The sequence below is a fragment of the Enterococcus sp. DIV1726a genome (genome assembly GCF_051710985.1).
Lineage (GTDB): Bacteria > Bacillota > Bacilli > Lactobacillales > Enterococcaceae > Enterococcus_B > Enterococcus_B hirae.
Window position 1 is genome coordinate 870,833 of the sequence record NZ_JBIOLS010000001.1, and the last position, 18,522, is coordinate 889,354.

At 38.5% G+C, this 18,522-nt stretch carries 21 protein-coding genes; 20 read left to right on the forward strand and 1 reads right to left on the reverse strand.

The window, feature by feature from the left end:
• The first annotated feature begins 66 nt into the window (after positions 1 to 66).
• The 4 genes from IGJ27_RS03985 to IGJ27_RS04000 all read left to right on the forward strand — a co-directional run bounded on the left by IGJ27_RS03985 (position 67) and on the right by IGJ27_RS04000 (position 3,645).
• Complete coding sequence (locus IGJ27_RS03985) at positions 67 to 1,110, forward strand: glycosyltransferase (RefSeq protein ID WP_014834761.1); 1,044 nt, start codon at positions 67 to 69, stop codon at positions 1,108 to 1,110.
• A gap of 17 nt (positions 1,111 to 1,127) precedes the next feature.
• Positions 1,128 to 2,351, forward strand: coding sequence for a glycosyltransferase family 4 protein (locus IGJ27_RS03990; RefSeq protein WP_010719682.1), 1,224 nt, complete (start codon positions 1,128 to 1,130; stop codon positions 2,349 to 2,351).
• Positions 2,352 to 2,440: 89 nt separating this feature from the next.
• On the forward strand, positions 2,441 to 3,328 hold the full coding sequence (locus IGJ27_RS03995; protein ID WP_010738140.1) for an NAD(P)-dependent oxidoreductase: 888 nt from the start codon (positions 2,441 to 2,443) through the stop codon (positions 3,326 to 3,328).
• Positions 3,329 to 3,414: 86 nt separating this feature from the next.
• On the forward strand, positions 3,415 to 3,645 hold the full coding sequence (locus IGJ27_RS04000; protein ID WP_010719680.1) for a YkuJ family protein: 231 nt from the start codon (positions 3,415 to 3,417) through the stop codon (positions 3,643 to 3,645).
• A 342-nt stretch (positions 3,646 to 3,987) separates the two neighbouring features.
• Here IGJ27_RS04000 and IGJ27_RS04005 read toward each other — a convergent pair whose 3' ends face one another.
• Positions 3,988 to 4,860: a GIY-YIG nuclease family protein gene (locus IGJ27_RS04005; protein WP_088766128.1), complete on the reverse strand. Its 873-nt coding sequence runs from the start codon at positions 4,858 to 4,860 to the stop codon at positions 3,988 to 3,990.
• A 345-nt stretch (positions 4,861 to 5,205) separates the two neighbouring features.
• Between IGJ27_RS04005 and fabT the strand changes: the two genes are divergently transcribed.
• The 16 genes from fabT (at position 5,206) to yqeH (ending at position 18,512) form a co-directional block, all read left to right on the forward strand.
• Positions 5,206 to 5,646: a fatty acid biosynthesis transcriptional regulator FabT gene (gene fabT / locus IGJ27_RS04010; RefSeq protein ID WP_010719678.1), complete on the forward strand. Its 441-nt coding sequence runs from the start codon at positions 5,206 to 5,208 to the stop codon at positions 5,644 to 5,646.
• A gap of 9 nt (positions 5,647 to 5,655) precedes the next feature.
• Positions 5,656 to 6,618, forward strand: a complete 963-nt coding sequence (locus IGJ27_RS04015; protein ID WP_178306093.1) for a beta-ketoacyl-ACP synthase III — start codon at positions 5,656 to 5,658, stop codon at positions 6,616 to 6,618.
• Between the two features lie 46 nt (positions 6,619 to 6,664).
• A complete protein-coding gene (locus tag IGJ27_RS04020; RefSeq protein WP_005876288.1) occupies positions 6,665 to 6,889 on the forward strand; it encodes an acyl carrier protein in 225 nt (74 codons plus the stop codon).
• Between the two features lie 110 nt (positions 6,890 to 6,999).
• Positions 7,000 to 7,935: an ACP S-malonyltransferase gene (fabD, locus tag IGJ27_RS04025; protein WP_178306092.1), complete on the forward strand. Its 936-nt coding sequence runs from the start codon at positions 7,000 to 7,002 to the stop codon at positions 7,933 to 7,935.
• Positions 7,926 to 8,663 (forward strand): 3-oxoacyl-[acyl-carrier-protein] reductase, encoded by a 738-nt coding sequence (fabG, locus tag IGJ27_RS04030; RefSeq protein WP_010719675.1) that lies wholly within the window; start codon positions 7,926 to 7,928, stop codon positions 8,661 to 8,663. Before fabD ends, fabG begins: the two co-directional genes overlap by 10 nt.
• Positions 8,664 to 8,680: 17 nt before the next feature.
• A complete protein-coding gene (fabF, locus tag IGJ27_RS04035) occupies positions 8,681 to 9,916 on the forward strand; it encodes a beta-ketoacyl-ACP synthase II (protein ID WP_010719674.1) in 1,236 nt (411 codons plus the stop codon).
• A 2-nt stretch (positions 9,917 to 9,918) separates the two neighbouring features.
• Positions 9,919 to 10,413: an acetyl-CoA carboxylase biotin carboxyl carrier protein gene (gene accB / locus IGJ27_RS04040; protein ID WP_178306091.1), complete on the forward strand. Its 495-nt coding sequence runs from the start codon at positions 9,919 to 9,921 to the stop codon at positions 10,411 to 10,413.
• Positions 10,414 to 10,436: 23 nt separating this feature from the next.
• Positions 10,437 to 10,856, forward strand: a complete 420-nt coding sequence (fabZ, locus tag IGJ27_RS04045) for a 3-hydroxyacyl-ACP dehydratase FabZ (protein ID WP_010719672.1) — start codon at positions 10,437 to 10,439, stop codon at positions 10,854 to 10,856.
• A 7-nt stretch (positions 10,857 to 10,863) separates the two neighbouring features.
• Positions 10,864 to 12,243, forward strand: a complete 1,380-nt coding sequence (locus tag IGJ27_RS04050; RefSeq protein ID WP_010738135.1) for an acetyl-CoA carboxylase biotin carboxylase subunit — start codon at positions 10,864 to 10,866, stop codon at positions 12,241 to 12,243.
• Positions 12,244 to 13,113: an acetyl-CoA carboxylase, carboxyltransferase subunit beta gene (gene accD, locus IGJ27_RS04055; RefSeq protein WP_010719670.1), complete on the forward strand. Its 870-nt coding sequence runs from the start codon at positions 12,244 to 12,246 to the stop codon at positions 13,111 to 13,113.
• Entirely contained in the window at positions 13,106 to 13,891 is a 786-nt protein-coding gene (locus IGJ27_RS04060) for an acetyl-CoA carboxylase carboxyl transferase subunit alpha (RefSeq protein WP_010738133.1), read from the forward strand. Before accD ends, IGJ27_RS04060 begins: the two co-directional genes overlap by 8 nt.
• A gap of 433 nt (positions 13,892 to 14,324) precedes the next feature.
• Complete coding sequence (locus IGJ27_RS04065; RefSeq protein WP_010719665.1) at positions 14,325 to 15,152, forward strand: transporter substrate-binding domain-containing protein; 828 nt, start codon at positions 14,325 to 14,327, stop codon at positions 15,150 to 15,152.
• 12 nt (positions 15,153 to 15,164) lie between these two features.
• Positions 15,165 to 15,854 carry an amino acid ABC transporter permease gene (locus IGJ27_RS04070; RefSeq protein WP_010719664.1) on the forward strand — a complete coding sequence of 230 codons (690 nt, stop codon included), beginning with the start codon at positions 15,165 to 15,167 and terminating at the stop codon, positions 15,852 to 15,854.
• Positions 15,855 to 15,867: 13 nt separating this feature from the next.
• Entirely contained in the window at positions 15,868 to 16,602 is a 735-nt protein-coding gene (locus IGJ27_RS04075) for an amino acid ABC transporter ATP-binding protein (RefSeq protein ID WP_010738129.1), read from the forward strand.
• A gap of 276 nt (positions 16,603 to 16,878) precedes the next feature.
• Positions 16,879 to 17,406 carry a YqeG family HAD IIIA-type phosphatase gene (locus IGJ27_RS04080; RefSeq protein WP_010719662.1) on the forward strand — a complete coding sequence of 176 codons (528 nt, stop codon included), beginning with the start codon at positions 16,879 to 16,881 and terminating at the stop codon, positions 17,404 to 17,406.
• Positions 17,403 to 18,512, forward strand: coding sequence for a ribosome biogenesis GTPase YqeH (gene yqeH / locus IGJ27_RS04085; RefSeq protein WP_010738128.1), 1,110 nt, complete (start codon positions 17,403 to 17,405; stop codon positions 18,510 to 18,512). Before IGJ27_RS04080 ends, yqeH begins: the two co-directional genes overlap by 4 nt.
• Positions 18,513 to 18,522 lie beyond the last annotated feature (10 nt).

Here is an 18,522-nt window from a genome sequence, read left to right on the forward strand (position 1 = left end):
TAGGGCTTAAGTTTGAGTGACAGGTTCAGCGCTATGTTATACTATATAAATGAAGGAGGACGTAAGGTGAAGGTATTATTATATTTTGAAAGTGAAAAAATACTTGCGAAATCTGGTATTGGACGAGCGCTTGACCACCAAAAACGTGCTCTAAAAGAAATGGGGATTCCCTACACGCTAGATAGTAAAGATGACTATGATATCTTACACATCAATACATATGGTATCAATAGTCACAATATGGTCAATAAAGCAAGAAAAGACGGCAAGAAGATCGTCTATCATGCTCACTCAACAGAGGAAGATTTTCGTAACTCATTTATTGGCTCTAATCAATTATCGCCATTAGTAAAAAAATATTTAGTGGGATTATATCAAAAGGCGGATTATCTCATCACACCTACGCCATATTCTAAAAGATTACTGGAAAGTTACGGCATAGATTTACCGATCCAATCGATATCAAATGGGATTGATCTAAAAAAATATCAACCAGATCCAATCAAAGAACAAAAATTTCGCGACTATTTCAAATTATCACCAGATCAGAAAGTGATTATCTGTGTTGGCCTTTTTTTTGCTCGTAAAGGGATCATTGACTTTGTAGAAATTGCAAAAAAACTCCCAGAATATACATTTATTTGGTTTGGACATGTACCTATGTATTCGATCCCAAAAAATATCCGACAGATTGTGAAAGAAGAACACCCAGATAATGTGATCTTTCCAGGATATATTCGGGGAGAAATTATTGAGGGTGCATACTCAGGCGCTGACCTTTTTTTCTTCCCATCTTATGAAGAAACAGAAGGAATTGTAGTATTAGAGGCACTAGCAAGTAAGCAGAATGTTCTTGTACGAGACATTCCAGTCTATGATGGCTGGTTAGAAGATAAAAAAAATTGTTACATGGGTCGCTCTAATGAAGAATTTACCGTATTGATCAAAAAGATCGTGGAAGAAGAAGTTCCTAGTCTAGTGGCAGCTGGATATCAGACTGCCCAAGCACGAAGTATTGAGAAAATTGGTGAGCAACTGAAACTGGTGTATACACAAGTGTTAGAAGAAGCAGATTCTTCCATAAATGAAAGACAAAATAATAAAGGGTAGTTTGGAGGCAAAAAATCATGAAAATTGGCTTTTTTACCGATACCTATTTTCCGCAGGTAAGCGGAGTTGCTACATCGATCAAAACCTTAAAAAATGAACTAGAAAAACATGGACATGAAGTCTATATTTTTACGACAACCGATCCAAATGCTGATAAAATAGAAAAAGACGTCATTCGTATGCCGAGTGTTCCATTCGTTTCCTTTAAAGATCGGCGAATAGTGGTACGAGGTATGTGGTACGCTTATTTAGTAGCGAAGGAACTTGAATTAGAACTGATTCATACTCATACAGAATTTGGTGCAGGGATTTTAGGTAAAATGGTTGCTAAAAAGCTGAAAATACCATTGATCCATACGTATCATACGATGTATGAAGATTATCTACACTATATTGCTAAAGGCAAAGTGATACGTCAATCTCATGTCAGATATCTTTCCCGCTTATTTGTTAACCATACAACAGGAGTTGTCTGTCCCAGTGAACGAGTAATTGATACATTAAGAAGTTATGGTGTTGTCGCACCACTTCGAGTGATTCCTACAGGGATCGATATTGAGAAATTTAAAAGGGAAGGAATCACGCAAAAAGCTATCAAAGAAATCAGAGGATCGCTGAATATCAAAGATGATGAGTTAATGATCTTATCTTTAAGTCGTATCTCTTACGAAAAAAATATTCAAGCATTGGTCCAGGGGTTTCCCCAAGTTCTAAAAGCGTATCCCAATGCACGAATGGTGATCGTTGGCAAAGGGCCTTACCTTGAAGAGTTGCAAGAGCTAATCAACGAACTAGCATTGGATGAATTTGTCCAATTTACTGGAGAAGTCGATAACGAAGATGTGGCATTGTATTATAAAGCAGCTGATTACTTTGTTAGTGCCTCAACTTCAGAAACACAAGGTTTAACTTATACGGAAGCAATGGCTTCAGGGACACCTTGTGTAATTGAGGGAAATGCTTATCTTAATCGTTTGTTTGATCATCCCTCCCTTGGGAAAACATTTGAAACCGATGAGGATTTCGCACCAGCACTTATTGATTATATAAAAAGTGAAGTCCCTCGTGACCAAAAAGTATTGGAATCAAAATTATATGATATTTCCTCTACGCACTTTGGCGAAGCGATGATTGAATTTTATGAAGATATGATTATCTATCATGAAAAAGAAATGCAACGAAAAGAAGAAGAGGCATCCATCGAAAGAATAAAAATCAAATTAAATTCATTTAAACGATAAATTTAGGTATTTATCCTAAAAAAATCTTTGTTTCTGGCGTATACTTAGCATAGAGACAAAGATTTTTTGATTTTTAGGAGGTCACGAATATGAAATTAGGTTTTATCGGGACAGGAGTCATGGGACGCGCAATCACTGAGCATCTTATGAACGCAGGACATGAAGTAACTGTCTATAATCGAACAAAAGCAAAAACGGATGAGCTAGTCAAAAAAGGAGCCATTTGGGCTGAAACACCTAAAGATGTCACTAAAAATAGTGAGATCATCTTTTCGATGGTTGGTTATCCCCAAGATGTAGAAGAAATTTACTATGGCGAAAATGGGATCTTTGCAACGGATGTCCAAGATCGAATTTTGGTTGATCTAACAACTAGTACCCCAACGCTTGCAGAAAAAATTGCAAAAACAGCCACAGAAAAAGGCGCAGCTGCTTTAGATGCACCAGTTTCAGGTGGAGATCTGGGTGCGAAGAATGCCACTTTGACAATCATGGTTGGTGGTGAAAAAAGTGTCTATGAAAAAGTTTTACCTTTGTTTCAAGTGATGGGATCCACTTTTACTTTACATGGGACAGCTGGAAAAGGACAACATGCGAAAATGGCCAATCAAATCATGATTGCAGGGACTATGACAGGCATGACCGAGTTACTTGCTTATGCTTCAAAAGCAGGACTTGACTTTGAAAAAGTCATTGAAACAGTCTCAGGAGGCAGTGCGGCAAACTGGTCATTAAGTAATTATGCTCCTCGTATTTTAAAAGAGGATTATACGCCAGGATTTTTTGTTAAACATTTTATTAAAGATTTGAAAATTGCGTTAGATGAAGCAGATAAAATGGCATTGAAGTTACCAGCGACAACGCAAGCTTTAAAATTATATGAACAATTAGCAGATCAGGGATTTGAAAATGACGGTACTCAGGCATTGATTAAGCTTTGGTGGCCTGAAGGAAAGAACCCAGAAAAAAAATCTTAAAAAACTCGCTTTTTTTGGAGAAAATCAATGCAAGTCGTCTGTGCTTTTGTTACAATATAACAGAAATAAGAAAAGGAGGACCTCCGATGGCACATTCACAATTAGTTGCAATCATTAAACGACTGGAGGCAATGGTCGAATCAGCAGATAATGAACTGCAAGTCCGTCGTTTTGAAAAAGAGGGCGTTGAAAAATGTACAGTTACTTATGACAAAGCAACTGAAACATTTGAATTAACTGAAACAGATTCACATCAACAATATGAATTTGACAATATCGATATCGTTGCAATGGAAATTTATGACTTGATCCAATAAAAGATCATGAAAGAAGCGTTCAGCTCTGAGCAACCAAGAGAGGATTTTTTAGAAAATTTTCTCTTGGTGCTTTAGAGCTGCTTTTTTTATGGCTTAATGGATCAGGCTTCATTCGTAAGAAGTCTTCTTGAAGTGACCAGGATGGGCGTGTTCTATCCACAAGCGTTCGTATCAGCAAGAGACTGCTCCGATGAACAGAAGAAAAAGTGTGACGCCTATTTTTCCTTAGATTTTTTTCGGCTAGTGAGGAGATTAGGGGAATAATTGGTTAAATGGATAAAACAACGAAAAGAAACCGTGAACTGTAGACCAATGTTTGGTAGTTCAAGGTTTCTTTTTATTTTACAATTCATTTTGGGCGAGAATTTTCTTATGGTAACTCATTAGTATAAGGACGGGGTCAATTTCTTCTTTTTGCAACTGTCGCTTCAAGGACAAACCAGCTTTTGCATTTTCATAATAAAAATAAGGAGATTCATCATTAGACGTAATGGCCGTTTCAGCCAGTTGACCGTAACAAATCAAATAATGTTTTTGTTTCGTTTCGTCCGCTGCCAGAGGTAGATGGAAAGTGATTTTAGGCGTCCTTAGAAATAGTTTCTGCGCCTGTATTCTTTTAATGAAAGCTGTGGATAACTCAATATCTTGTTGGATTTGGGCAGCTTTTTCAAAATTCAATTGTTCGATAAAATGATTTTGCCTTTTCTTCAAGTAAGTGATTAGTTTTTTATTGCGCCCTTGCAGCAGGTTTTGAATCTCTTTTTTCTTTTGTTCAAATGACAACTGATTCATTTCCGGTAATTGTGTATTTAAAGCTAAAAGGCTGATTTCAGATAGCCACGGCATCTGATAGGTTTCTTCAATGATGCGTAAAATAGCCGGCATTTTTTTGTAAAGTCGAAAGGGACCGTAAGTACGGGCAAGTGGCATATCCGAAAGGGAAAAACCATTATTTGTAATATGTAAATAATTATAGTTACTAAAATAGTTCATTTGACGGTTGTAAAAAGGGCGGTAGTACTGGATTAATTGACATTCTAACAATAGTGCATCTAATTCAGTATCCACGACGACAAAATCAAAGTCAGCGATATGATGAATCAATCGGCGAACTTTTTTTGAATGTTGTTTACTATGACGAAAATAACTACTTACACGATTTTTTAATTGTTTCGCTTTTCCAACGTAAATCACAGTTCCGGTATGATCTTTCATCAAGTATACCCCAGGAAGCAAGGGGAGTTTTTTTACTTTTTCTTTCAACGTTCTTTCTCCTTTTTTATCAAAAAATACTATATCAAATTTACGGCAAAGGAACAACCTTTTCGTTTGCTGAGTCTTAAGTAGAAATAGTTTGATAATCAAAATATTTATTTGAGAAATATTTTTAATGTTTAAATGGGTGATTGTTGATTTAATAGGATTTTAAAATGAATTTTTTCTTAGAAAAAGTTCATAATCGAAAAAAATGAGCTTTTTAGGTTGCATTTTGAAAAAAGTTAAGATATAGTTTGAACATCAAATGATTTGATAATCAAACTAATTAGTGGATGGTGGAACATGGAACCAGATTTGAAAACAGTAAATGATTATCTTGTTAGTGTCTTCAATGATATTTTGACAATCGAAGAATCTGAATTAAAAAAATCTCAGTTCAAAGATTTGTCAATTACAGAGATGCATACGATCGAGGCAATCGGTATGTACAAGAAAAAAACGACTTCAGAAGTAGCCAAAGAACTGTCGATTACTGTTGGGACCTTGACCACTGCTATCAATAAGTTAGTAAAGAAAGACTATGTTGAACGCATTCGAAGTGAAGATGATCGACGAGTGGTGAAATTAGGACTGACAAAAAAAGGCAAACTTTTATATCGTGTCCATCAGCACTTTCATCGTGAAATGGTCAAAAATATCTTGGATGGCATGGCTACCGACGAACAGCAAGCTTTACTGGCTGCATTGAAAAACTTGCATGATTTTTTGCGAGATTACAAGTGAGGATTTTTAATGGAACAATTTGGAACGATCACAGCAACAGCTAGTGTCCTTCCCGAAAAAATCATTACCAATGATGATCTTTCCAAAATGATGGACACTTCAGATGAATGGATTTCATCGCGAACAGGTATCAAACAAAGGCGTTGCGTCACAGATCAAGAAACTTCTGATCTTTGCTATTTAGTAGCAGAAAAGCTCATCAAAAAAAAGAACATCGATCCGACAGAACTTGACTTCATTCTTGTAGCAACCATGTCTCCTGATTTTACGACACCCTCTGTGGCTGTCCAAGTTCAAGGTAAACTTGGTGCAACAAATGCAATTGCATTTGATCTTAGTGCAGCATGTTCAGGCTTTGTTTATGCTTTAAGCATGGCAGAGAAAATGATTCGGTGCGGTTCAAATAAAGGATTAGTGATTGGTGGCGAGACATTATCCAAATTAATCGATTGGTCTGATCGTTCAACGGCTGTCCTGTTTGGTGATGGTGCTGGTGGTGTGTTACTTGAAGCTGGTACAGAGCAGAAAATAATTGCAGAACATCTGGAAGCAGATGGCACTCGAGGGACGTCACTCACAGCTGGCTATCATTCGAACGGATCACCGGTGTATGTAAAGGATGCAAAAGGCTCTTTTTATTTATCAATGATAGGAAGAGATATCTTTGATTTTGCTGTAAGAGACGTTGCAAAAAACATTAAAGACATCACTCAAAATGTGTCAGTTGATTATCTGCTTTTACATCAAGCAAATCTTAGAATCATTGAGAAAATTGCACGCAAGGTAAAAATACCGCAAGAAAAATTCTTAACCAATATGGATAAATACGGAAATACCTCTGCTGCAAGTATTCCAATCCTATTAGATGAAGCGGTAGCTAGTGGGCAAATCACTTTAGGAAAAAAACAAAAAGTAGTATTTACAGGTTACGGTGGAGGTTTAACATGGGGAAGTATCCTCATGGAACTGTAAGCTGATAAAACATAAAATTGTAAACAATATCGGAGGAATATATAGTATGGTATTCGAAAAAATTCAAGAAATTATTGCAGAAGAGTTAGGAAAAGAAACAGAAGAAATCAAATTAACAACAAACATCCAAGAAGACTTAGAAGCTGATAGCTTGGATTTATTCCAAATCATTAATGAAATCGAAGACGAATTTGACGTGAAAATCGAAACAGAAGACGGCATCAAAACAGTTCAAGATTTAGTAACTTATGTTGAAAAACAAACTGCATAATCATTAAGATTAGGTTGGGGGCTGGGACATTTTCCTTAAATAGGAGTGTCTTGGTCCTTTTTAATAAATCAAGACATGAGCATATATCCTAAAAATATTGGAGAAAATACATGAAGACAGCATTTTTATTTAGCGGACAAGGCGCTCAGTATCCAGGCATGGGACAAGATCTCTATCAAGAAACTATCGTCAAAGAAACGTTTGATGAAGCAAGTGATATTCTAGGCTATGATATGGCGGAATTGTGTTTTTCAGAAAATGAACGACTCAATCAAACCGCTTATACGCAACCAGCAATCTTAACGGTCAGCATTGCTTTTTATCGTTTGTTGAAAGAAAGAGGGATTACACCTCAAGCTGCTCTAGGATTAAGTTTAGGCGAATATTCCGCTTTAGTAGCTAGTGGAGCTTTGTCATTTAGTGAAGCAGTGGCTTTAGTGGCAAAACGAGGGGCTTATATGACTGAGGCTGCACCACTTGGTAGTGGGAAAATGGTAGCTGTTATGAATGCACCTGTAGAAGTGGTTGAAGAAAGCTGTTTGGAAGCTCAACGATTAGGAATTGTTTCGCCAGCAAATTATAATACACCCCAGCAAATCGTAATTGGCGGTGAAGAACAAGCAGTGGATGAAGCAGTAAGAATCATGCAAGAAAAAGGCATCAAACGAATGATTCCACTTAATGTGAGTGGTCCGTTTCATACAGCAATCTTAGCACCAGCAGCAAAAAAATTAGCCGTTGAGCTAAAAACGATCACTTTTAATGAGCCAGCAATTCCTGTCATCAGTAATACGACAACTGAAATCATGAACAAAGATCGGATACCGACTCTGCTTGAACAACAAGTGATGAAGCCGGTACATTTTTATGAAAGCATCCATCAATTAAAAGAACTTGGTGTGGAACGAGTGATCGAAGTTGGACCAGGTAAAGTATTAAGTGGCTTTATGAAGAAAATCGATAAAACGATTCCGGTTTTAAGAGTAGAAAATCAACAAACTTTAGAAGAAACAATGACAAGTATCGGAGGCATGTTATGGAGCTAACAGGAAAAAATGTATTTATAACAGGTAGCACAAGAGGAATTGGTGCCGCTGTGGCGCTAGCTTTTGCAAAAGCAGGCGCAAACATCGTTTTAAATGGACGAAAAGCAATTCCAGAAGAAAAAATCAATGAGATCAAAGCTCAAGGTGTGAACTGCATCGGTGTTTCTGGCGATATCTCAGATTATGAAAAAGCTGGTTTGATGGTAGAAGAAGCAGAAAAACAATTAGGATCAATCGATATTCTAATCAATAATGCAGGGATTACGAACGATAAATTATTGATGCGCATGTCAGCAGAAGATTTTAAAGCTTGTTTAGATATCAACCTAACAGGAACATTCAATATGACACAACACGTTTTAAAGAAAATGATGAAAAAACGTGAAGGTGCAATTATCAACTTGTCAAGTGTTTCAGGCTTGATTGGTAATGTCGGACAAGCAAATTACGCAGCAAGCAAAGCTGGTGTCGTTGGTTTTACAAAATCTGTTGCTCGTGAGGCAGCTGCACGCGGTGTTACATGTAATGCCATTGCTCCTGGTTTTATCGCTACGGATATGACCGAAGTGTTATCTGATAAAGTCAAAGAGCAAGTAGTAAAACAAATTCCAATGCAACGTTTTGGCAGCGTGGAAGATGTTGCGAATGCTGCGATTTTCTTAGCAGAGAGTCCTTATATCACAGGACAGGTCATCAATGTTGATGGCGGTCTCGTGATGCACGGATAAAAAGGAGGAAAACAATAATGAATCGAGTAGTAATTACAGGCTATGGTGTCACTTCACCAATCGGTAATGATGCTGAAAGCTTTTTAGATAGTTTGCAAAAAGGAACGAATGGGATTGCTCCCATTACTAAATTTGACGCCACAGAAACTGGAATCACACTAGCAGGTGAAGTCAAAGATTTTCCATACGACAAATATTTTGTGAAAAAAGACAGTAAACGAATGGACATGTTCTCGATTTATGGGATCTATGCAGCACTAGAAGCATTAGGGATGAGCGGTCTGGATAAAGAGAAAATCGATCAAGATCGTTTTGGTGTCATTGTTGGTTCCGGTATCGGCGGACTGCCAACGATCGAAAACCAAGTGATCCGATTACACGAAAAAGGCGCGCAACGTGTCTCACCAATGTTTGTTCCAATGGCTATTGCAAATATGGCTGCCGGCAACATTGCACTACGTGTAGGTGCTAAAGGGATTTGTACAGCAATCGTTACTGCTTGTGCGAGTGGAACGAATGCTATTGGTGAAGCTTACCGCAATATCAAACATGGTTATTCAGATGTCATTCTAGCTGGTGGGGCAGAAGCAACAATTTGTGAAATGGGAATTGCTGGCTTTGCTGCACTAACAGCTCTATCGAATGCTGAAGACCCTACTCGTGGTTCGATTCCTTTTGATGAAGAACGTAACGGTTTTGTGATGGGCGAAGGAGCGGGTATCTTAGTGATCGAATCTTTAGAACATGCTCAAGCTCGTGGTGCAAAAATCTATGGAGAAATCGTTGGTTACGGTGCTAATTGTGATGCGTTCCATATGACTGCTCCTACACCAGATGGTTCAGGCGCTGCCAAAGCAATGAAATTAGCTATGGATGAAGCGGGTATTAAGCCAGAAGATGTTGGCTATATCAATGCCCATGGGACAAGTACACCCGCTAATGATCAAGCAGAAGCAAAAGCGATCCAACTGGCATTAGGTGATTCATTCAAAGAAACATATGTCAGCAGCACGAAATCCATGACTGGACACTTATTAGGTGCAGCTGGAGGGATTGAAGCGTTAGCTACTTTAATGGCGCTGGAACATCAATTTATTCCACCAAACATCAATGTCCAAAAACAAGATCCGGAAATTGACTTGAACGTTGTCATCAATGAAAGCAAACCAGCGCAATTGACTTATGCAATGAGCAATTCGTTAGGCTTTGGTGGTCACAATGCGGTCTTGTGTATGAAACGCTGGGAGGAATAATCTTGAATATCAATGAGATCAAGGAATTAGTCAGTCAATTCGATCAATCTACTTTAACTGAATTTGATTTAAGAGAAGGTCAATTTGAATTATATATGAATAAAAATGAATCTAGTCGTGGAATGGGAGCAATGGCTCCAATGCCAGTAGCTACAGAAGCGCCTAGAGATACGGTAGTACCTCAAACACCAATCCAACAAACGCCAGTTAGTGAAGCACCTCAAGCATCTGTCGAAGTATCACAAGAAAGTTTCGAAGGTGTCGAGGTAAAATCACCGATTGTTGGAATCGTCTACTTACAACCTGCCCCTGATAAACCACAATTTAAGTCAGTGGGAGATAGTGTCAAAAAAGGTGAAGTGATTTGTATCATTGAAGCAATGAAATTGATGAATGAAATCACAAGTGAAGTCGATGGGAAAATCGTTGAGATTCTTGTTGAAAATGAAGCGGTTGTTGAATACGATCAACCACTATTTAGAATTCAACCAAATTAAGCAAAAGAGGAAAGAGGAGCAATATGAACATTCAAGAAATTAAAGAAATCATACCACATCGTTATCCGCTATTGCTGATTGATCGTGTCGAAGAAATGGTGGAAGGCGAACGAATCATTGCAAAGAAAAATGTGACGATCAACGAACCCTTTTTCCAAGGTCACTTTCCAGAAGAACCTGTGATGCCAGGTGTCTTGATCGTTGAAGCGATGGCACAAGCAGGAGCAGTTGCGTTATTATCCTTGGAACAATTTAAAGGAAAGACTGCTTATTTTGGTGGTTTAGACAAAGCAAAATTCCGTCGAAAAGTCACTCCAGGGGATACACTGTATCTTGAAGTAGAAATTACGAAAATCAAATCTTCTGCTGGTATTGGTAAAGGAATTGCAAAAGTGGATGGCAAAAAAGTTGCTGAAGCTGAATTAACTTTTATGATTGGATAGGTGAGTTATGTTTTCAAAAGTTTTGATAGCTAATCGCGGCGAAATCGCCGTACGAATTATTCGCGCTTGTCGTGAGCTTGGTATTCAGACTGTTGCTGTTTACTCACAAGCAGATGCTGACGCATTGCATACTCAATTGGCAGATGAAGCAATTTGTATTGGTCCTGCAAAAGCGACGGACTCCTATTTGAATGTCCAAGCAGTTTTGAGTGCAGCCATCGTGACCAAAGCAGAAGCGATTCACCCAGGTTTTGGGTTCTTATCTGAAAATAGCCGTTTTGCTTCTATGTGTGAAGAATGTAATATTGCTTTTATTGGTCCAAAGAGTCGAACGATCGATGCGATGGGGAATAAAATCAATGCACGTCGCTTGATGCAAGAAGCCAATGTACCTGTTATTCCAGGAAGTGATGGCGTATTATCAACAGTTGAAGAAGCACTAACAGTAGCGGATAAGATTGGTTATCCGGTCATGCTTAAAGCTGCCGCTGGCGGTGGCGGAAAAGGGATTCGTAAAGTTTTATCAAAAGAAGAATTACCGCAACATTTTTCTTCTGCGCAGCAAGAAGCAGCAGCGGCTTTTGGAAATGATGAAATGTATTTAGAAAAAATCATTTATCCAGCAAGACATATTGAAGTACAGATCCTTGGTGATCATTATGGGCATGTCCTTCATTTAGGCGAACGAGATTGTTCTCTTCAACGAAATAATCAAAAAGTATTAGAAGAATCCCCTTCAGTGGTCATCTCTCAGAATAAAAGAGAAGAATTAGGAGCAGCGGCAGTTCGTGCAGCCAAAGCGGTTAATTATGAAAATGCTGGAACGATTGAATTTTTAATGGATGAAGCGGGAGAATTTTATTTCATGGAAATGAATACGCGGATCCAAGTCGAACATCCGGTAACTGAGATGGTTACAAACATTGACTTGGTAAAAAAACAAATTGAAATTGCTGCGGGGCAACCGTTGGAAATCAAACAAGAAGATGTGCGATTCTCTGGTCACGCCATTGAGTGTCGAATCAATGCAGAAAATCCGGCTTTTCATTTTGCACCATCACCTGGAACAATCAAAAACCTTTTGTTACCAGCAGGAGGCATGGGCGTTCGAGTTGATAGTGCCGTTTATTCTGGCTATACGATTCCACCTTATTATGATTCAATGATCGCTAAGGTGATCGTTCATGCAGACACTCGCTTTGAGGCATTGATGAAAATGCAACGGGCGTTGAGTGAAGTGGTCACAGATGGTGTGATCACGAATGCAGAGTTCCAAATGGATTTAATCAGTCATCCAGCAGTTATCGCAGGGGACTATAGTACCGCCTTTTTACAAGAAGATTTTTTACCGAACTGGACACCTGAAACAGAGATAGGAGAAGAGTAGATGGCTTTATTCAAAAAGAAAAAATACATTCGAATTAATCCTAATCGAGCAGAACAACCAACGAATGCGCCGTCTATTCCAGATAATATGTGGGCTAAATGCCCTAATTGTAAACACATCATTTATACAAAAGATATTGGTGATGAGAAGGTTTGCCCTCATTGTAGTTATAACTTTCGTATTGGTGCTTGGCAACGATTAGCATTGATCATCGATGAAAAAAGTTTAGAAGAATGGGACACGGATTTAGTAACAAAAGATCCCTTGAACTTCCCTGATTATCAAGAAAAGATCCAAACTATGCAAGAAAAAACAGGATTGCATGAAGCGGTATTGACAGGAAAAGCAACGATTCACGGTCTGCCATTTGCGATTGGTGTCATGGATTCTAATTTCATCATGGGCAGTATGGGAACCGTTGTAGGTGAGAAAATCACCCGTTTGTTTGAACGGGCTGAAAAAGCTGGCTTACCCGTTGTCTTGTTCACTGCTTCTGGAGGAGCCAGAATGCAAGAAGGCATTTTTTCTTTGATGCAGATGGCGAAAATCTCAGCAGCTGTCAAACGTCATAGCAATGCCGGTTTGTTTTATCTAACAGTATTGACCGATCCAACTACAGGTGGCGTAACAGCGAGTTTTGCAATGGAAGGCGACGTGATCCTGGCTGAACCCCAAAGCTTGATTGGTTTTGCCGGTAGACGAGTGATCGAACAAACGATCAAACAAGAATTACCGGAAGATTTCCAAAAAGCAGAATTTCTACTTACCCATGGATTTGTTGATCAAATCGTTCCTAGAAAAGAACTAAAAGAAACGATCCATCATTTGTTGGAAATGCATACGCAGAAAGGTTGGATAAATCATGGATAAAACAGCACATGAGATCGTTCAACTGGCGCGTGAAAAGGATCGTTGGACGAGTCTTGATTTTTTTGAAGATATCTTTGAGGGGTTTCAAGAATTTCATGGCGATCGTTTATTTGGAGACGACGAAGCAGTCGTTGGTGGGGTTGCCAAATTAGATGGAAAACCTGTCACAGTTATTGGGATCCAAAAAGGACGAGACCTTCAAGAAAATATTCGCAGAAATTTTGGTTCGCCTCATCCAGAAGGATATCGTAAAGCACTTCGTCTGATGAAACAGGCAGAAAAATTCCATCGTCCTATTATCACACTGATTAATACTGCTGGTGCCTATTGTGGTGTCGGTGCAGAAGAACGTGGTGAAGGAGAAGCGATTGCCAGAAACCTATTAGAGATGTCTGATCTAAAAGTACCGATCATTGCAATCATCATTGGTGAAGGTGGAAGCGGAGGAGCATTGGCTCTTGGCTTAGCTGATGAAGTTTGGATGCTTGAACAGACGATTTATGCTGTCTTATCTCCTGAAGGTTTTGCGTCGATTTTGTGGAAAGATGGTAGTCGAGCAGCTGAAGCGGCTGAATTAATGAAAGTTGCGGCAGCTGAGTTATTAGAATTAGATGTCATTGATCGTGTGATACCGGAAACAGTAAATGGGCAAGCTTTAAGTAAAGAAAAAGTCAGTCGAATGTTACAAAAATCATTGATTGAAAAATTGACCGAACTATGTCAAACTTCCACTGAAGAGTTGCTTGAACGACGTTATCAAAGATTCCGTAAATTTTAAACAGTTATAAAGAATAAGACAAACAGTTATGCACTAAATAGAATGAAAAAAGCAAGCAATCGACCTGCACACCATTTCCTGTTAGATGACAGGGATCGCTTTGTAGGACGATTGCTTTTTGAGGTTTTTCTTCAGTTGACTTTGAGAGACAAACGTGGTCATGCTACTTATTTGCAACTCTTGTAGGGGATTAACTAACTCTATTTAAGGTTACACCTGTAAAAGAGCTAAGATGACTTTTTCATTCTTAGCTCTTTTTCATTTTATTGAAAACTATTCTAAAATAATTATTCTTTTATTTGTTTTATATACAATATATTCGCCTTAAAATACATTTTTTTAAATAAATATACAAAAAATGCTTTTTTTTTGAAAGTTTCATGCTATAATTACTTCACTTAATACAAAAGTTTTAACGTAGGAGGAAAATGACATGAAAAAATTCTTTGGGATGTTAACGGTACTGTTTGCACTAGCGACTTTAGGTGCATGTGGCAGCAGCAATACGACTGCTCAAGGTCAGGAAAAGGATCAGTTAGCAGCGATTAAAAAAAGCGGGGTACTAAAAGTAGCTACGTCGGCTGATTACGCGCCGTTTGAGTTTCATACGATGGTTGACGGGAAAGATAAAATCGTAGGATCTGATATTGACTTAGCTAAAGCAATCGCGAAAGAACTAGGAGTAAAAGCTGAAGTATCAGATATGAATTTCAATACCGTTTTAGCTTCCTTAAAAGAAGGGAAAGCAGATCTCGCTATTTCTGCGATTTCTGCCACAGATGAAAGAAAACAACAATTTGACTTCACAGACAATTATTACAACCCACCACAAGTTGTGATCATCAACAAAAAAAATAAAGAAATCTATCGCAATGCGAATGACCTAAAAGATAAAAATGTGGGTGCTCAAAAGGGATCAATTCAAGAGGAATTAGTTAAGACGCAACTGAAAGGTGCGAAGCTTGTGACAATCGACAAAGTTCCCAACATGATCGTTGAAGTTAACCAAGGCTCATTAGCTGCGACAGTCGTTGAAAAAACGATCGCCGAATCATATATCGCCCAAAATCCTGATCTGATGATCGCTGATATTTCACTTGAGCCAGCTCCTGATGAAGCCTTTGCTATTGCGTTACCTAAAGAAAGCAGTCAACTACAAAAAGAATTAAACCAAATTATCAAAAAGTTGAATGATGAAGGGAAAATTGAAGAATTTATTCAACAAAATAACGAATTAGCTGAAAAAACAGCGGCAGAATAGAGGTCAGGCAGAGTGGATTTTTCTTTTTTAGATAAATATTTCCCTTATTTTTTATCAGGTACAGGAATAACAATCATGATTTCGATCGTCACAGTGATCTTGGGAACGGGTATCGGTTTACTTATGGCGTTACTAAAATTGTCCAAAAAGAAACCGTTGAATGTTTTAGCTAATGTCTATATCGAAGTGTTACGAGGAACACCGATGCTTCTACAAATCATGATCGGCTTTTTATTGCTTCAAGGATTTTTTCCTTCAAAAGATTTAGAAGTAGGTGTTTTAACTGTTGATCTTGGCCGCCTGCTTCCAGGAATGATCGTGTTATCATTAAATTCCGGTGCCTATGTGGCAGAGATCATCCGTGGGGGGATCCTGGCAGTGAACAACGGTCAAACAGAAGCCTCCTATTCATTAGGGTTGCGTCCAGCTCAAACGATGCGTTATGTGATTTTACCACAAGCATTAAGAAATATTTTGCCTCCTTTAGGCAATGAATTTATTACGTTGATCAAAGATTCTTCCCTGTTGACTGCGATCGGAATCAATGAACTGATGGGAGCGGCGCAAATCGTCATATCCAATTCGTATGTTCCATTAGAGCCTTATTTTATAGCAGCAGCCGTTTATTTCATCATGACGTTTGCTACTTCTCGGTTACTAAATCGTTGGGAGAAAAAATTAGGTAAAGGATACCAAGGATGAAGGGTGAAAATAAATGGCCAAATCATTGATCAAAATTACACATTTAAATAAAAAATTCGGTGAACAGGAAGTACTGAAAGACGTTTCCGCTGAAATTTATCCAGGAGAAGTCGTGGTACTTTTAGGACCATCAGGCTCGGGAAAAAGCACGTTACTAAGATGCATCAACTTATTAGAGATACCAACTTCTGGTGAAATCAAGTTTGAAGGAATGACAATTACCGACAAGCAAAATGATATTTTTAAAACAAGAGAAAAAATGGGAATGGTTTTCCAACAGTTTAATCTATTCCCTAATATGACGGTTTTAGAAAACATCACTTTGTCACCAATCAAAGTCAAAAAGCAATCAAAAGAAGAAGCAACAAAGATTGCTAGAGATCTGCTAAAGAAAGTAGGTCTGCTAGAAAAAGCCGATACTTATCCTCAGTCTTTATCTGGGGGACAACAACAACGGGTCGCCATTGCGAGAGCTTTAGCCATGCAACCCGACGTCATGCTATTTGATGAGCCGACTTCAGCTCTTGATCCGGAGATGGTCGGAGAAGTGTTAGAAATCATGCTGCAATTAGCTCGTGAAGGGATGACTATGATCATTGTGACTCACGAAATAGGCTTTGCAAAAGAAGTCAGTGATCGAGTTCTTTTTATGGATGGAGGAACCATTCTTGAAGAAGGTACACCGACGGCTATTTTTGAACAAACCAGTCATCCACGAACAGTCGCATTTTTATCCAAAATATTATAAAAACAAGTAACATCCTAAGAATAAAAAATCGAATGAAAACTCTCGAAACAGTTTCTCGTGTTTGGAGAGTTTTTATTTTATCAGTGTAGTCAGACGGATGATTTCTTCTCTTTTAAAAGTGTTTGGTGACTTCGGTCTGTTCATCATTTCAGGTTAATAGTTGTTTATTCAGAAGGATTCAGGTGTAGAGGTAGTTTTTTTGGAAAGAATGAAGTATAATATAGGGCTGAGGAGTACATTTCGTGCTCCTTCATTTTTTGCAGATGAGGAGACAAAATGTTTTCAAAATATAAACCAACATGGATGGTCGATGCCATCTACAAGATAACCCCTGCACAATTAAAAAACTTAGGGATTAAAGCAGTTTTGACTGACTTGGACAATACGTTGATCGCTTGGAACAATCCTGATGGGACAGAGGAATTACTCGACTGGATCTTAGAAATGAGAAATGCTGGTATTCCAGTAGTGGTTGTTTCAAACAATAGCTCTGAACGAGTAGCACGAGCGATCGATAAATTTGAATTGACGTATGTTGCTCGGGCATTAAAACCTTTAGCCGTAGGAATGAATCGAGCAAAAAAAATGTTGAATCTTTCAGATGATGAAATTGTGATGATCGGTGACCAAATCATGACAGATATCCGAGCAGCTAATCGTTCGGGTATCAGAAGTATCTTGGTTAAACCAATTATTGAAACGGATAGTTGGAAAACACGATTCAATCGTTTTTGGGAACGCAAAATCATGGCCTATTTATTAGCACACAATCCTGATATGGGCTGGCGAGGTGGAATTGAATGAACGAAGAACTACAGTGTATTGGGTGTGGAGCAACGATCCAAACCGACCATCCTAATGAATTAGGGTATACACCAAAAGCAGCATTAGAAAAAGGACTAGAATCAGGTGAGGTCTATTGCCAACGTTGTTTCCGGTTAAGACATTATAATGAGATCCAAGATGTTTCACTGACAGATGATGATTTTTTGCGCCTGCTGAATGAACTAGGACAAGAAGATGCCTTGATCGTCAATGTTGTCGATATCTTTGATTTTAATGGTTCTTTGATCCCTGGACTACATCGCTTTGTAGGTAATAACCCGGTGCTCTTGGTCGGAAACAAAGTGGATATTTTACCTAAGTCGCTGAAGAAACCAAAAATGATCCAATGGATGAAAGAGCGTGCACATGAAGCTGGATTGCGTCCGGTTGAAGTATTATTGACAAGCGCAAAAAAAGCGAATGAAATGGAAAATCTACTCAAAAAAATCGAAGAGTATCGTGAAGGTCGTGACGTCTATATCGTTGGTGTGACAAATGTCGGTAAATCGACATTGATCAATCAAATCATCAAGAACACAGCAGGTGTCAAAGATGTGATTACGACTTCTCAATTTCCAGGGACAACTTTAGATAAGATCGAGATTCCTTTAGATGATGGGCACTTCTTGATTGATACTCCTGGGATTATCCATCGACATCAAATGGCGCATTATCTTGGAAAAAAAGATTTAAGGATCATTGCACCAACGAAAGAAATCAAGCCTAAAGGATACCAATTGAATGAAGGACAGACACTCTTTCTCGGCGGTTTAGCAAGGTTTGATTTTATCAGTGGGCAACGCGGTTCATTTATTGCTTATGTTTCAAATGATGTCACTATTCATCGAACGAAATTAGCAAAAGCCGATGAATTTTATGTGAAACACGTCGGTGGATTATTACAACCACCTCGTCCCGATGAAGTAAATGAATTTCCCGAATTGGTTCGTTTTGAATTTTCGGTAAAAGAAAAAACAGATATCGTATTTGCTGGCTTAGGATGGATCACAGTGACACAACCGGCAGTCGTAGCAGGTTGGGCGCCAAAAGGTGTGAATGTGATGAAACGAAAGGCCTTGATTTAAGGAAGAAGGA

Coding starts and splice junctions, on each gene's coding strand:
- fabZ (WP_010719672.1), top strand. CDS start 10,437: ATGAACATTCAAGAAATTAAAGAAATCATACCACATCGTTATCCGCTA.
- fabD (WP_178306092.1), top strand. CDS start 7,000: ATGAAGACAGCATTTTTATTTAGCGGACAAGGCGCTCAGTATCCAGGC.
- fabG (WP_010719675.1), top strand. CDS start 7,926: ATGGAGCTAACAGGAAAAAATGTATTTATAACAGGTAGCACAAGAGGA.
- IGJ27_RS04050 (WP_010738135.1), top strand. CDS start 10,864: ATGTTTTCAAAAGTTTTGATAGCTAATCGCGGCGAAATCGCCGTACGA.
- fabT (WP_010719678.1), top strand. CDS start 5,206: ATGGAACCAGATTTGAAAACAGTAAATGATTATCTTGTTAGTGTCTTC.
- IGJ27_RS03995 (WP_010738140.1), top strand. CDS start 2,441: ATGAAATTAGGTTTTATCGGGACAGGAGTCATGGGACGCGCAATCACT.
- fabF (WP_010719674.1), top strand. CDS start 8,681: ATGAATCGAGTAGTAATTACAGGCTATGGTGTCACTTCACCAATCGGT.
- yqeH (WP_010738128.1), top strand. CDS start 17,403: ATGAACGAAGAACTACAGTGTATTGGGTGTGGAGCAACGATCCAAACC.
- IGJ27_RS04075 (WP_010738129.1), top strand. CDS start 15,868: ATGGCCAAATCATTGATCAAAATTACACATTTAAATAAAAAATTCGGT.
- IGJ27_RS04000 (WP_010719680.1), top strand. CDS start 3,415: ATGGCACATTCACAATTAGTTGCAATCATTAAACGACTGGAGGCAATG.
- IGJ27_RS04015 (WP_178306093.1), top strand. CDS start 5,656: ATGGAACAATTTGGAACGATCACAGCAACAGCTAGTGTCCTTCCCGAA.
- accD (WP_010719670.1), top strand. CDS start 12,244: ATGGCTTTATTCAAAAAGAAAAAATACATTCGAATTAATCCTAATCGA.
- IGJ27_RS04020 (WP_005876288.1), top strand. CDS start 6,665: ATGGTATTCGAAAAAATTCAAGAAATTATTGCAGAAGAGTTAGGAAAA.
- IGJ27_RS03990 (WP_010719682.1), top strand. CDS start 1,128: ATGAAAATTGGCTTTTTTACCGATACCTATTTTCCGCAGGTAAGCGGA.
- IGJ27_RS04065 (WP_010719665.1), top strand. CDS start 14,325: ATGAAAAAATTCTTTGGGATGTTAACGGTACTGTTTGCACTAGCGACT.
- IGJ27_RS04005 (WP_088766128.1), bottom strand. CDS start 4,860: ATGAAAGATCATACCGGAACTGTGATTTACGTTGGAAAAGCGAAACAA.
- IGJ27_RS04060 (WP_010738133.1), top strand. CDS start 13,106: ATGGATAAAACAGCACATGAGATCGTTCAACTGGCGCGTGAAAAGGAT.
- IGJ27_RS04080 (WP_010719662.1), top strand. CDS start 16,879: ATGTTTTCAAAATATAAACCAACATGGATGGTCGATGCCATCTACAAG.